This window comes from Mesorhizobium sp. BE184, from assembly GCF_031457045.1.
Taxonomy (GTDB): Bacteria; Pseudomonadota; Alphaproteobacteria; order Rhizobiales; family Rhizobiaceae; genus Mesorhizobium.
This window is the reverse complement of sequence record NZ_JAVDVU010000003.1, coordinates 325,375-340,000: the sequence shown is the minus strand read 5'-3', so window position 1 is coordinate 340,000 and position 14,626 is coordinate 325,375. Positions and strand designations below refer to the sequence as shown.

Below are 14,626 nucleotides of genomic sequence, written 5' to 3'. Positions count from 1 at the left end.
ATCCAGGTCGCAGCCCTTCACTATGTCGACCCCCAACGCTTCGGTGATCAGCTGGCGCAGTCGCTGGCGGGGTCCTACGGCGTCAAGATCGTTCCTGAAAACGTTTCCGTTGCGTCGCGCCAGGAACCTGACGGCGACGATGCTCCCTCCTTCGCCGAAGAGATCATTCCCTTCATGAAGGACCGCGTCATCACCGACGCCTATGCCGATTCCGGCTATACGGGTGAAGATGCTGTCGGCATGGCCGATGCGATCGGGCGGCTTCTCAACGCTTCGGCGCTGAAGGCCGGCACTGTGCTGCGCGTCGGACTGGAAGTGCGCGGCGATACGGCCAGGGTCGTGCGCACCAGCGTCTACAACAAGGCCCAGCACATTGTGACCATCGCGCTGGACGACCGCGGCCAATATGTCCCGGCACAGGAGCCGGAACCCAATCCGGAATTGCTCACCGCCTTCGACGATTCGCCCCGGCCACAAGTCCGCGGCAATCTGCCGAACATATATGACGGCATCTACCGGGCCGCCTATTCCTACGGCATGTCGAAGAAGATGACGCAGCAGCTGGTGAAGCTTCTGGCCTCCGATGTCGACTTCCAGTCCCGTCTCAACCCGTCCGACCGCCTGGAAGTGCTCTTCTCGCAGCCTGACGGCGACGACGAGGCGTCCGACGATTCGGAACTGCTTTACGTGTCGTCCACCTTCGGCGGCAACATGCGCACGCTCTATCGGTTCCAGATGCAGGACGGCACCACTGACTACTTCGATCAGGATGGCCGCAGCGCCGAACAGTTCCTGCTGCGCAATCCGCTTCCGGCCGGCAAGTTCCGCTCCGGATTCGGCGCCCGCAGGCATCCGATCCTCGGCTATGTTCGCATGCACACTGGCGTCGACTGGGCCGCCCCGATCGGCACGCCGATCATCGCAGCCGGCAACGGCACCATAGAAAAGGCCGGCTGGGCCGGCGGCTATGGCAAGCAGATCATGATCCGCCACGCCAATGGCTATGAAACGTCCTACAATCACCAGAGTGCCTTCGCCCAAGGCATCAAGGCCGGCATGAAGGTGCGGCAGGGGCAGGTGATCGGCTTCCTCGGCCAGACCGGCCTCGCGACCGGACCGCATCTTCATTACGAGCTGATCGTCAACGGCACCAAGGTCGACCCCATGCGCGTGCGCCTGCCGACCGGCAAGGTTTTGAAGGGCGACGATCTTGTCGCGTTTCAGCGCGAACGCGAGCGCATCGACGATCTGCTGAAGCAGGAAGACGCCGATCCGCTGAAAGTCGCCAGCGCCAAGATCGACGGCTAGGACCAATCCCTCTCTAGGATTGTTCCGGCCGCCTGTTTAGCAAACCGGAAAGACCATCTCCCGGCACCGTTGTCCAAGCCGTTACTGCCGAAGCCGCGCATAAAGCCGCCGTTATCCAGGCAATTGCCGCGAAAGCAGCATCGCTGGCCGCCTTGCGCAGCATTTCGACATTGTCGGCAAGCGCGACGGTGGGCAACTCGCCGAATCCCGGAAGCGCACCCTCCCCGCCCAGCGTCCTGGAATAGACCACGGCGGCAACCGCGCCCATGGCAGCGACGGCGATCAGGCCGGCAATGCGCGAAACCGCGTTGTTGATGCCGGATGCCGCGCCAGTGTCCTCGTCTTCCACGGTTGTCATGATCGCGGTCGATAGGGGCGACACCACAAGCGCCATGCCAAGTCCCATCAGGACCGACAAAGCAAAAGCCCCTGACCAGAACGCATGAACGCCAGCCCCGGTCATCGCCGCCAGTCCGGCGAAGGAGATCGCCACAAGCAGGCTGCCGGCAGCAATAGGCAGGCGGGGACCGATCCTATCCGAAAGATTGCCGACCGGGCCGGACAGCACAGCGATCGCTCCGGACAGCGGCAGAAAGATGAACCCGACCTCCGCCGTGCTCAGTCCCCAGCCCGCCACCATCAGCATCGGCAGGTAGAAGAGATTCGCCGACAGGGCGAAATAGAGGAAGAAGGTCGCGATGTTGGCGCCCGCGAAGGCGCCGCTTCTGAACAGCGCCAGGTCGATCATCGGCTGGCGCTGCCGCCATTCCCACGCCAGGAATGCCGCAAGAAGCAGGACTCCGGCGATCATGGCGGCATAACTCCTGGCTGCGATGGCGCCGGCGTTCTCAGCGCTCATCAATGTCAGGCCGTAAGCGAGTGCACCGAAGGAAAGCGTCGCCAGCGCAGCGCCGCCAAGATCGAGCGCTCGCGGCTCGGAAGGCGTATCCGCTGGTACTTTTGCCAGCAGCAGGTAAAGCGCGATGGCGCCGAGCGGCAGATTGATGGCGAAGATGGCGCGCCAGATGGAAGCGTCGAAGCTGGATAGCGCGAAGCCGCCGAGCACCGGTCCCAACGCCGTCGTCAGAGCCGAGGCGGCGGCCCAGATGCCGATGGCCTTGCCCCGTTCCTTCTTGGGATAGGCCTTGGCGATGATGGCCAGACTGCCGGGTATCATGATCGCCGCGCCAATGCCCTGGATGGCGCGGAAGGCGATCAGCCATGTCGGATCCGGGGCCAGCGCACAGGCAAGCGACGCCGCCAGGAAAAGCGCGATGCCGGCAATGAAGGTGCGGCGCAGGCCGAATCGGTCACCGGCGGCGCCGCCGGCAAGGATCAGCGCCGAAAGCATCAGCGCGTAGGAATTGGATATCCATTGCGCCTCGACGAAACTTGCACCGAGATCGAGGCGAATGACCGGCATGGCTATTGCGAGAATGGAGCCGTCGATGAAACCCAGCGCCGATGCCAGGATCGCTGCGATCAGCACATAGCGCCGCCGTGTCTGCGGGCAAAAGGTGGAGGATTTTTCAGGAGCAGCTTCGGCGGTGTTCGTCATCGCCACACCGTAACGCCATTTTCTCGCCTATGGGAGACAGCGCTTGATCAGCCGGTGACGCCGTCCCTGGTCAGCAGATGCAAAATCTGAACGTGCTCCGGCAATTCGATCAGGAATTCGGCATCGCGAGGCAGATGATGGATCCGGTCTGGATCGCCGCCGGTAAAGCGCGCCATCGCTTCGAAATTCTCCCAGTAGGAGATGGTCATGAATTCGCTTTCGCCGTCGCGATCTTCGCGGAAGGTCTGCACGCCAAGCGCTTTCTCGATCAGCGGCTTTATCCCGACCTCATAATTGTAGGCCTGATAGGAATCGGCCACTTCGGGTCGGGTGCGGCCCCGCCATATCCGGGCAATCGTCGGGCGCTTCTCCATCGCCTATTCCGAGAACTCGACCATCACGCCCGGTTTCACCAGCTTGGCGAGTTCGCGCGCATCCCAGTTGGTCAGGCGCACGCAGCCATGGCTTTCCGTCTTGCCGATCTTCGACGGCTCCGGCGTTCCGTGAATGCCATAGGTCGGCTTGTCGAGAGCGATCCAGACCGACCCCACCGGCCCGTTCGGGCCGGGCGGAATGGTCAGCACCTTGTCATTGTTGCCCTGCTTGAAATTCAGATTCGGATTGTAGGTGTAGTTCGGATCGAGCGCGACGCGCGACACGGCGTGCGATCCGGTCGGCGACGGCGTATCGGTCGAGCCTATGGTCGCCGGGTAGGCCGCGACCAGTTTGCCTGAGGCATCGTAGGCGCGCACCTGCTTCAGGCGCTTGTCGGCAATGATCCGCTCCACCGGCGTGCTTGCCAGCCTGCCGAAATTGGCCACCTTGATGATCGTACCGGGCCGGTTGAAATTCGCCTCCGGATTCAGCGCCTTCAGATATGCCTCGTCCATGTGGAACCGCTCGGCCAGCGCCTCCGGCACCGAGGTATAGGCCATGCGGTCGAGCTTGGCCTTCTCGCTATAGTCTTCGGGCACCGACGCCACATAGGGACCAGCCGCATCCTCGGACGTGATCGTGTAGGACGCAAAGGCATCACCGCCCGATTTCGCCAGCGCTTCCTTTATGGAGGCCGTATCGGTTGACCGCAGATGCACGCCGGTCAGCTCGCGATAAGCCTCCAGCGCTTTGTCGACATTCGAGCCGAAGCGACCGTCGATGACGCCGGGCGAAGCACCGCCCCGGTCGAGCAGGATTTGCAGCGCGGCGATGTCGTCACGCGCGCCGAGCGACAGTCGCGGATTCACCGCAGTGTTGTTGTCGATCCGCGGCGCTTGCGGAACCGATTCCTGATCCGAAGGAATCGCAGGATCCAGAGGCGATGTCGGCGCAATCGACGCTTCGTCCTGCGATCCGTCCAGCGGACGCCGCTCGATCGGTTGGCTGGTGACTACATCGGGCTGATCCGGAACCGGATAGGTTTCGACCCCACCCGGCGCAGGAGGAAACGCATCCGTTGAACCGTCGTCAGGTCCGAGAAGGCGGCCCTCCTCTTCTGCCTGCCGGCGCCTGAACCGCGCCATGTCCTCGGGGTCGTCAAGATAGTAACGATCGTCGCCGGCGGGCGGACTGTCGAATTGCCGCGCACGTTCGGCGCGACGGTCGAAACGCGTTTGCGGCGGCTGCACCGCTATGACCTTGCCGGTATAGGCGTCGATGATGACGCGGTTGCCGCGCCCGTCATAGAAGATTTCATAGTCGCCGTTCTGGGCAACCAGTATCTCCTCGGACATCGGCTTTTGCCGATTGTCACGCGCCAAATCAGGTCCCGACGCGGCCCATGCGTTCGAAGACATCAACGCCGCGGACAGCGCCGAAAAAACAAAAACGGTGCGCAACATCGTGCGAGAATCTCCGGTCGTCCCTGCCGCCACCCACCTGGTCCCGAAGGCAGACACCTTGCCCCGCAAACCGGTTAACCTTCTAAAGGTTCCAATATGAACCCGGCATGAAGATGGCGAAATGCCGGCCCAAAGCCGCCAAGCATCAATAAAAGCGAGGTTTTCAGGCTGATCGCAGCCGACAGCCGATTGTCGAAAGAGACCCGATCAAAGGATAATGCAGGCCGTATTGCCTGGTTTTTATGTGTCGAAAAGCCCTCTCCCTGAGCGGGAGAGGGCAATCCTGTTCAGGCAGCCGCCTCGGCGGCGACCACCGTCGGCTTCGAGCGAAAATTCAGCCTGTCCGAGCCGGATGTGACCTTGACGGTCGAGCCGTCCAGTATGTCGCCCGTCAGGATTTTTTCCGCCAGGGGGTCCTGCAGTTCCTTCTGCATGACCCGCTTCAGCGGCCGAGCGCCATAGGCAGGATCGTAGCCCTTCGCCGCCAGCCATTCGACGGCGTCGGCATCGAGGTCGAGCGTGATCTTGCGGTCGGCAAGCAGCTTCTCCAGCCGCTTGAGCTGGATTTCGACGATCTGGCCCATGTCCTGCCGCCGGAGGCGGTGGAACAGGATCACCTCGTCGATGCGGTTCAGGAACTCTGGCCGGAACGACGCTCGCACCACATTCATAACGTCCTCGCGCACCAGATCGACATCCTGGTCCTCTGTGAGATTGACGAGGTATTCCGAGCCGAGGTTCGAGGTCATGATGATCAACGTATTGCGGAAGTCGACCGTTCGGCCCTGTCCGTCCGTCAGGCGTCCGTCGTCCAGCACCTGGAGAAGGACATTGAAGACATCCGGGTGCGCTTTCTCGATCTCGTCGAACAGAACGACCTGGTAAGGCCGGCGCCGAACCGCTTCCGTCAGCGCGCCGCCTTCCTCGTAGCCGACATAGCCGGGAGGTGCGCCGATCAGCCGGGCCACGGAATGTTTCTCCATGAATTCCGACATGTCGATGCGCACCATTGCGCTCTCGTCGTCGAACAGGAAGCTGGCCAGCGCCTTGGTCAGCTCAGTCTTGCCGACACCGGTCGGGCCGAGGAACATGAACGAGCCGATCGGCCGGTTCGGGTCCTGCAGACCAGCTCGGGCGCGCCGCACCGCTTTCGAAACGGCCTGCACCGCTTCGCCCTGGCCGACGACGCGTTTGGCGATCTCGTCCTCCATGCGAAGCAGCTTGTCACGCTCGCCTTCCAGCATCTTGTCGACCGGAATGCCGGTCCAGCGGGATACGATGTGGGCGACGTGGTCGGGCGTCACCACCTCTTCGACCATGCCGGCCTTGCCATCCTGCGCCTCGGCGTCCTTCAGTTTTCTTTCAAGTTCCGGGATGCTGCCATAGGCAAGCTCCCCGGCGCGCTGGAACTCGCCCTTGCGCTGGGCGATCGCCAGTTCGTTACGGGCCTCGTCCAGCTGCTTCTTAAGATCCGCCGCCAGGCCCAGCTTCTGCTTTTCGGCCTGCCATTTCGACGTAAGTTCGGTCGATTCCTCGTCGAGGCCGGCTAGTTCCTTCTCGAGCCGCACCAACCTGTCCCTGGAAGCCTCGTCCTTTTCGACCTTCAAGGCCTCACGCTCGATCTTAAGCTGCATGATGCGCCGGTCAATCTCATCCAGCGCTTCAGGCTTCGAATCGACCTGCATGCGCAGCCGCGACGCCGCCTCGTCGACAAGGTCAATGGCCTTGTCAGGCAGGAAGCGGTCAGCGATGTAGCGGTTCGACAGCGTCGCAGCCGACACCAGCGCCGAGTCGGAAATACGCACCTTGTGGTGCTGTTCGTATTTCTCCTTCAGCCCGCGCAGGATCGAAACGGTGTCTTCCACCGTTGGCTCATCCACAAACACCGGCTGGAACCGGCGAGCGAGCGCGGCGTCTTTCTCGACATGCTTGCGGTATTCGTCGAGCGTGGTCGCGCCGACGCAATGCAGCTCACCGCGCGCCAGCGCGGGCTTCAACAGGTTGGACGCATCCATCGCCCCCTCCCCCTTGCCGGCGCCGACCAGCGTGTGCATCTCGTCGATGAACAGGATGATGCCGCCGGCTGCCGCAGTGACTTCGTTGAGCACGGCCTTCAATCGCTCCTCGAACTCGCCGCGATATTTCGCGCCAGCGATCAACGCGCCCATGTCGAGCGCCATCAATTGCTTGTCCTTGAGCGATTCCGGCACATCGCCATTGACGATGCGCAACGCCAGGCCCTCGGCGATTGCCGTCTTGCCGACGCCCGGTTCGCCGATCAGGACCGGATTGTTCTTGGTGCGCCGAGACAACACCTGGATGGTGCGGCGGATTTCATCGTCACGGCCGATCACCGGGTCGAGCTTGCCGGCCCGGGCATCGGCGGTCAGGTCGCGCGCATATTTCTTTAGCGCATCATAGCCCTGCTCGGCACTTGCCGAATCCGCCGTGCGTCCCTTGCGGACATCGTTGATGACCTGGTTGAGCGCCTGCGGCTTCACCCCGGCCTTGGCAAGGATGTCGGCGGTTTTGGCTGAGGTTTCCATGGCGAGCGCCTGCAACAGCCGCTCGACTGTAACGAACGAATCGCCGGCCTTCTTCGCCAGTTCCTCGGCGGTTGAAAACACCTTGGCCAGCGGCTGCGCCAGATAAAGCTGACCGTTGCCGCCCTCTACTTTCGGCATCGCCTCGAGCGCTGTTTCAACGCCAAGCTTCACGTCGCGCACATTGCCACCGGCGCGTTCGATCAGCGACGCGGCCAGGCCCTCGTCGTCATCGACAAGCACTTTCAGCATGTGTTCGGGGGTGAACTGCTGATGGTTTCTCGACAGCGCCATCGTCTGCGCGGACTGGATGAAGCCGCGCACGCGCTCGGAATATTTTTCAAGATTCATATGTCGTCTCCTTGCCGGTCCGGCCCGCTTTGCGGCACCGGAACAGATTGCGGTGACGGACCCGCCAGGAAGGCCGGATCCCGATTCGGAAAAGATATGGTGCCGACGGTGTCCTGCCTCAAGGCTGTGCAGCGCACAGTACCGCAACAATTTTCAGACGCCAGCGTCCAGGCGGAAACGGAAACGGCGGAGATTTCTCTCCGCCGTTTTAAACCGATCCCTATTGCCTCAGCTTTCGGCCGAAGCGACCTCCGCGCCGCTTTCGCCCGGCGCGGCCGCTTCCGCGGCCGGCTCGGTTTCCTGCCGCGGCCGGCGCGGACGCCGTGCCCGGCGAGGCGCGCCGTTCTCGGCAGCATTTTCATTGGCCTCGGCCTGCGCCGCGAGACCGGCGGGGCTCAAAATTTCCATCCGCGGCTGCGCTTCTTTTTCGACGGCCGGCTGGGCGTTGTTGTTCTGCGAAGACCTCTCATCGCCGGCGTCGGCATCATTGCGGTCGGCCTGATCGCCGCGCGCGCCATAGTCATTGCGCTGGCCATTCTGATAGTTGCCATTCTGGCGGCGATCGCGATCGCGATTACGGCCATTACCGTTGCGATTGTCGGAATTCAGCGCGACTTCGGCCGGCAGTTCGTCGATCATCGGCTGCGGCCCGCCACCCTGCGGGACGGAAGAACCCTGGCCTTCGCCCCCGGCGGCGCCATTGTCGAAATCGTCCCGGTCTTCCTCGCCGTCATCGTCGAAGTCGTCACGGTTTTGCTGGACGTTCTGGATCGGGATCTGCGCCTGGGCTGCCGCGATGATGCGGTTATAGTGCTCGGCATGCTGCAAGTAGTTTTCGGCCATCACACGATCGCCTGAACTCGTCGCATCGCGGGCGAGCGTGGCGTATTTCTCGGCGATCTGCTGAGCGGAACCGCGAATTTTCACGTCCGGGCCGTTGCTCTCATAATTGCGGTTCAGGGGATTTGGTCCCTTGCGGTTGTTGTTATTGTTGTTGTTGTTATTACCGCTGCCGCTTCCGCCATTGTTGCGACCGCGCATGCGCCTGTTCTGCTGTTGTGGCCTCATCAGACTCTCTTCAGTTCAAAGCTTGAAAGATCGTTCGCGAACGGCGGCGATCATGCGCTCTGCCGTCTAGCTGTTTCACCAGTGCTCGCCCGCATGGATTGCGTTGGCGTCACGTGCCATCCTGTTCCGGTTACATCACTTGCCGGACGATTCCCGCACGAAGCTTGGGCATCGTTTGCGCAAGAAGGCAGCTATTTTTAAGGAAACCGAATCGCTTAAGAGCACTGCCTGCTTCGTTCATCCGGTTGCGAGGGACCCTAGCTGCATTCCCAAGCCTTGCCAAGCGGTTTTTTGCCGTCTGTTGCGGCTATCAGCCGGCTATGAAAACCAGCACCCGGTCGTTGCCGGACAGGTCTTTTTCTGCCTTTGAAAGCTGCCACCCTTCCTTGCTAAACAGCTGAGCAACATCCGCATTTTGCGTGCTGCCTATCTCGACTGCGACGATTCCGCCATGGTTGAGAAAAGCGTCGGCGCCGTCTGCAATGATTCGATAGGGGTCCAGACCATCCTCGCCGCCATCCAGGGCCCGGCGTGGGTCGAAATCCCTGACTTCTCGTTGCAGGAATTCGATGTCTCTGGACGGTATATAAGGCGGATTGGAGACGATTACATCGTATCGCCCTGAAATTTCCGCGAACCAGCTGGATTCGCTGGCGGAAAAACGCGATTCCAGCCCGAGCGAAACGGCATTTTTTTTCGCCGTCGCCAAGGCGGCCGCAGAAATATCCGTCCCGTTGGCCGTCGCTTCCGGCACTTCGGCGAGCAGCGCCAGCGCAATCGCGCCGGTGCCGGTGCCCAGATCGAGAATGCGGCAGCTTCCCTGCCGCGAAACCACCGCTCTGGCGAAGGGCAGCACCGCGTCAACCAGCGTCTCCGTGTCGGGCCGCGGCTCCAGCGTATCGGGTGACAGTGCAAGCTTGAGCCCGTAGAATTCGCGGCAGCCGAGGATGCGATGCACCGGTTCGCCCGCCAGCCTTCGGTCGAGCGCGGCCTCGACGGCGGCTGATATGTCCCGCGTAATCGGGAGATCAGGCCGGACGATGGCGTCGGTACGCGACGTTCGCGAAAAATGCTCGACGATGAGGCGCGCATCAAGCGCGGCGCTGTCCATGCCGGCGTCATCCAGTTGCTTGCGGGCGATCTGCAGCAAGCTGACTAGCGTAAATGCCGCCTGCACCGCATCATCCTTCCGCCATGTCCGCCAGCAGCTTCGACTGATGGTCGGCAATCAGCGCATCGACGATTTCGTCCAGCTCGCCCATCATCACGCGGTCGAGTTTGTAGAGTGTAAGGTTGATCCGGTGGTCGGTCACGCGCCCCTGGGGAAAATTGTAGGTTCGGATGCGTTCCGATCGGTCGCCCGATCCAACCTGCGATTTACGTGACGAGGAGCGCTCCTCGTCGGCGCGGCTACGCTCCAGATCGTAGAGACGAGCCCGCAGGATCTGCATGGCGCGCGCCCTGTTCTGGTGCTGCGATTTTTCCGCCTGCACCACCATGATGCCGGTCGGCAGATGGGTGATGCGTACCGCGGAATCCGTCGTGTTGACGTGCTGGCCGCCCGAGCCGGAAGCACGCATCGTATCAATGCGGATGTCCTCGGAGCGGATTTCGATGTCGACCTCCTCCGCCTCGGGCAAAACCGCGACGGTGGCGGCGGACGTGTGGATGCGCCCTTGCGCCTCGGTCGCCGGCACGCGTTGCACCCGGTGCACGCCGGACTCGAACTTGAGATGCGCGAACACGCCCCTGCCTGACACGGTAGCGATGACTTCCTTGAAACCGCCGGCATCGCCATCGCTGGCTGAAGCAGCTTCGAAACGCCAGCCACGAGCGGCGGCATAGCGCTCATACATGCGGAACAGATCGCCGGCGAAAAGCGCCGCTTCGTCGCCGCCTGTGCCGGCCCGGATTTCCAGGATGGCGTTGCGTTCGTCGGCGGCATCCTTCGGCAGCAGAAGTATCTGGATGTCACGCCGCAGCGACTCGATGCGCTCTTCGACTTCCGGCAGCTCGGCCTCGGCCAATGCGCGCATTTCGGAATCGATGCCGCGGTCTTGCAGCATCATCTCCAGATCCGCCTGTTCCGCTTCAGCGGCGCGCAGGGCCCTGATCTTGCCGACCAGATCCTGAATGTCAGCGTACTCCGACGACATTTTTACATAAGCGTCCGGCGCCGGCCCGGCCGCCATCTGCGCCTCGAGCATGTCGAAGCGCTTGACGACCTGGTCCATTCGATCGCGGGGAAGAGAAATCATATTTCCTGATCCGGGAGCCGTTTCGCCCCGCCCTCACGTGAATTCAAAGCGGAATGCCACGATCGTCGGCGAATGCCTGCAGCAGCGCCCGCATCGGCATGCCAGTGGCGGGAGCGTTCAGATTGTCGTCGAAGAACCCCTTCAGGTCCTCCACCGGCAGTTCGGTCAGCATCGCCTTCACCGGTCCGATCGAGGCCGGCGACATGGAAATGGAGCGGTAGCCGAGACCGATCAAGGCCATGGCCGAGATCGGCTTGCCCGCCAGTTCCCCGCACAGCGTCACCGGCGTATTGTTGCGGTGGCCGGCATCCGCCACCTGCTTGAGCACCCGCAGGAACGGTACGGAAAGCGGATCGAACCGATCGGAAAGCTGGGTGTTGCCACGGTCGACCGCCATGACGAACTGGAACAGATCGTTCGATCCGACCGACACGAAATCCACCGCCTTCATCAACTCGTCGAGCTGGAAAAGCAGCGACGGAACCTCCAGCATCGCGCCGACTTTCAGGCTGTTCGGCAAATGATGGGCGAACCGTGACAGATGCCGGACTTCGCGTTCGATGATCTCGCGAGCCTGCGCCACTTCTCCCAATTCCGTCACCATCGGCAGCATCAGCTTGAGGTCACGGCCACCGGCAGCCTTGAGCAGCGCGCGGATCTGGGTGCGCAGCAGGCCCGGCCTGTCCAGCGTCAGTCTTATCGCGCGCCAGCCGAGCGCCGGGTTTTCCTCTTGCGTCGAGTTCTTGAAGTAAGGCAGCACCTTGTCGCCGCCGATGTCGATGGTGCGGAAGGTTACCGGCTTGCCGTTCGCCGCGTCCAGCACGTCGCGGTAAAGCCGCTCCTGCGCCTCCGCGCGCGGGAACGTCGAGGCGACCATGAACTGAAGCTCGGTGCGGAACAGGCCGATGCCGGCTGCCCCCGCCTCGGCCAGCTGCGGCAGGTCGACGGCAAGGCCGGCATTCATCAGAAGGTCGACCTGCACGCCGTCCCTGGTCAGCGACGGCTTCTTGCGCAACTCGCGGTAGAGTTCCTGACGCCGCGCGCGGAAACGGACCTTTTCGGCATAGGCGGCCTCGAGATCGGGCTGCGGCCGCAGATGGATCGTGCCTTCTTCGCCATCGACGATGACCGGATCGCCATTTTCCGCCATCGAGACGGCGCCCTTCACCTGGCCGGCGACCGGGATGCCCATCGCGCGGGCGACGATGACGACGTGGCTCGTCGCGGCGCCGTCTTCCAGCACCAGGCCGCGCAGTTTGTCACGCGGATAGTCGAGCAGTTCGGCCGCGCCCATCGAACGGGCGACGATGATCGCATCCTTTGGCAGCGAAGCCGCGACGTCTTCCGGACCACGCCCAAGAAGTTGCCGCAACAGCCGGTTGGCGAGATCGTCGAAATCGCTCATCCGCTCGCGCAGGTAAGGATCGGTCATGTGGATCATGCGCGCGCGCATGTCGCTCTGGACCTTCTCAACGGCGGCTTCGGCGGTAAGGCCATTGCGAACGGCTTCTTCCAGCCGCCTTACCCAACCTCGGTCGTTGGCGAACATGCGGTAGGCTTCCAGCACCTCGCGGTGCTCGCCCTCGAAATTGACGTCGCGACGCGAGAGCATATCGTCGATCGAAAGCCTGAGTGAACCCAGCGACGTCTCCAGCCGCCGGATTTCCTCCTCGCTGTCCTCGTTGAACAGATTGGTGACGACGATACGCGGCTCGTGCAGCACGACATGGCCGAGTCCGACGCCGTCGTTGAACGACAGGCCGGTGAAGCTCGCCGGACGCTTCAGATCCAGTTCCAGGCCTGGCCGGGTGAGCCGCGCCAGGTCGCCCGAAGCGATCATCTCGGCGATCACCATGGCGGTGGTTTCGAGCGCTTCGACCTCGTCGTCGCGGTAGTGGCGCATGGTCTTGTTCTGCACCACGAGAACGCCCAGCGTGCGCCCTGCCCGCAGCACCGGCACACCGAGAAAGGAATTGTAGATCTCTTCGCCTGTCTCCGGCAGGTAGGCGAAAGCCGGATGCTCCTGCGCGTTCGACAGATTGAGCGGCCGGGCGCTGGCCGCGATGGTGCCGACCAGGCCCTGGCCGAGCCGCAGCTGCGCCAGGTGGACGGCGTTCTTGTTCAGGCCCTCGGTGGCGTAGAGCTCCAGCACCGAATCGGCGCGCAGTACATAGAGCGAGCACACCTCGGCCACCATGTTGGAGGCGATGTCGTGGACGATGCGGTCGAGCCTGTCCTGCGGCTCCAGCGGCTCCTGCATGAGCTCGCGTAGCCGTCTCAGCAGAACGCGCGGGCCGCTGGCCATGTCACGCATCGCGGACTTCTTCTCCAATGGCGATTTCCCCGGCCCAGTCTCCTGCGGCCGGCGTCAACGCAAAAAACCGACTCTATGCTACTGCTTATCCAGACCGTAGACGGAATGCAAAGTGCGAACGGCAAGTTCCGTATAGGGACCGTCGATCAGGATCGAAATCTTGATTTCCGACGTGGTGATGGCGCGAATGTTGATCGAGCGATCGGCCAGCGCCTGGAACGCCGTGGCCGCGACGCCGGCATGGCTTCTCATGCCGATGCCGATCACCGACACTTTCGACATGCCCTCGTCATGCTGGACGACGTCGAAGCCGACCGTCTCCTTGACCTTGTTCAGCACCGCCAGCGTCTTGTCCACGTCGCCCTGCGGCACGGTGAAGGTCATGTCGGTCGACTTGCCGTCTTCCGAGATGTTCTGGACGATCATGTCGACATTGATGTTGGCCTCGGCCAGCGGCGCGAAGATGCCGGCGGCGACGCCCGGCCTGTCGGCGACCCGGCGCAGCGAAACCTGCGCTTCGTCCTTGGCGTAGGCAATTCCGGTGACGACCTGCTGTTCCACGATTTCTTCCTCGTCGCAAATAAGCGTTCCGGGCGGGTTCAGAAGATCGCCCATGCCCGGTGCATCCGGATCATCGAAGGACGACCGCACGAAGGTGCGCACCCGATGCACCATGGCAAGCTCGACCGACCGGACCTGCAATACCTTTGCCCCAAGAGACGCCATTTCAAGCATTTCTTCGAACGAAATCTTGGCCAGCCGCCGCGCCTTGGGCTCGACGCGGGGGTCGGTGGTGTAGACGCCATCGACGTCCGTATAGATATCGCAGCGGTCGGCCTTCACCGCCGCCGCGATCGCCACCGCGCTGGTGTCCGAGCCGCCACGGCCAAGCGTCGCGATGCGGTTGTCCGGGCCGATGCCCTGGAAGCCGGCGATCACCGCCACCTGGCCTTCGCCGAAGCGTTTGATCAGGAAAGCGCCGTCAATGTCGAGAATGCGCGCCGCGCCATGCGCGTTGTCGGTCTTGATGGGAATTTGCCAGCCCTGCCAGGACCGCGCATGGACGCCCATGTTCTGCAGCGTGATGGCAAGCAGCCCGGCGGTCACCTGTTCGCCCGAGGCGACGACGGCGTCGTATTCACGCGCGTCATGCATGGGCGAGGCTTCCCGTGTCCAACCGACCAGCTCGTTGGTCTTGCCGGCCATGGCCGAGACCACGACGGCGACCTCGTGGCCGGCGTCCACCTCGCGTTTGACATGCCGCGCCACGTTGCGGATGCGGGCGATGTCGGCGACCGAAGTCCCGCCGAATTTCATCACGATGCGCGCCATGGGACGAAAATGCCTTTGGTGAAACGGTGGAAAGAGCGGCCTCCTTTGCAGGAGTG

10 protein-coding genes (1 of these 10 cut by a window edge) are annotated in these 14,626 nt (G+C 62.7%); 1 reads left to right on the top strand and 9 read right to left on the bottom strand.

Translation table 11 applies throughout. The annotated features are described in order from the left end of the window. Positions 1-1,308, top strand: the 3' portion of a protein-coding gene (locus tag J2X35_RS15315; RefSeq protein ID WP_310187004.1) for a M23 family metallopeptidase. The gene continues 651 nt to the left of window position 1, outside the view; only the last 1,308 of its 1,959 coding nucleotides appear in the window; its start codon lies beyond the left edge, outside the window; the stop codon is at positions 1,306-1,308. Between the two features lie 13 nt (positions 1,309-1,321). On the opposite strand, the gene J2X35_RS15310 is transcribed toward J2X35_RS15315, so the two are convergent. The 9 genes from J2X35_RS15310 to J2X35_RS15270 all read right to left on the bottom strand — a co-directional run bounded on the left by J2X35_RS15310 (position 1,322) and on the right by J2X35_RS15270 (position 14,570). Beyond that, positions 1,322-2,866, bottom strand: coding sequence for an MFS transporter (locus J2X35_RS15310; RefSeq protein WP_310187001.1), 1,545 nt, complete (start codon positions 2,864-2,866; stop codon positions 1,322-1,324). Positions 2,867-2,913: 47 nt separating this feature from the next. Then, entirely contained in the window at positions 2,914-3,240 is a 327-nt protein-coding gene (locus J2X35_RS15305; RefSeq protein ID WP_310186998.1) for a hypothetical protein, read from the bottom strand. Between the two features lie 3 nt (positions 3,241-3,243). Next, positions 3,244-4,704, bottom strand: coding sequence for a L,D-transpeptidase (locus tag J2X35_RS15300; protein ID WP_310186996.1), 1,461 nt, complete (start codon positions 4,702-4,704; stop codon positions 3,244-3,246). A gap of 287 nt (positions 4,705-4,991) precedes the next feature. Further along, the gene (gene clpB / locus J2X35_RS15295; RefSeq protein ID WP_310186994.1) at positions 4,992-7,598 is read right to left on the bottom strand and encodes an ATP-dependent chaperone ClpB; all 2,607 of its coding nucleotides are present in this window, start codon (positions 7,596-7,598) and stop codon (positions 4,992-4,994) included. 228 nt (positions 7,599-7,826) lie between these two features. Continuing rightward, positions 7,827-8,666 carry a DUF4167 domain-containing protein gene (locus J2X35_RS15290; RefSeq protein ID WP_405023231.1) on the bottom strand — a complete coding sequence of 280 codons (840 nt, stop codon included), beginning with the start codon at positions 8,664-8,666 and terminating at the stop codon, positions 7,827-7,829. Positions 8,667-8,976: 310 nt separating this feature from the next. Continuing rightward, a complete protein-coding gene (gene prmC, locus J2X35_RS15285) occupies positions 8,977-9,843 on the bottom strand; it encodes a peptide chain release factor N(5)-glutamine methyltransferase (protein WP_310186992.1) in 867 nt (288 codons plus the stop codon). 4 nt (positions 9,844-9,847) lie between these two features. After that, positions 9,848-10,924 carry a peptide chain release factor 1 gene (prfA, locus tag J2X35_RS15280; RefSeq protein ID WP_310186990.1) on the bottom strand — a complete coding sequence of 359 codons (1,077 nt, stop codon included), beginning with the start codon at positions 10,922-10,924 and terminating at the stop codon, positions 9,848-9,850. Positions 10,925-10,967: 43 nt separating this feature from the next. Then, on the bottom strand, positions 10,968-13,238 hold the full coding sequence (gene ptsP, locus J2X35_RS15275) for a phosphoenolpyruvate--protein phosphotransferase (RefSeq protein ID WP_310188701.1): 2,271 nt from the start codon (positions 13,236-13,238) through the stop codon (positions 10,968-10,970). A gap of 78 nt (positions 13,239-13,316) precedes the next feature. Beyond that, entirely contained in the window at positions 13,317-14,570 is a 1,254-nt protein-coding gene (locus J2X35_RS15270) for an aspartate kinase (RefSeq protein WP_056111947.1), read from the bottom strand. Positions 14,571-14,626: the final 56 nt, after the last annotated feature.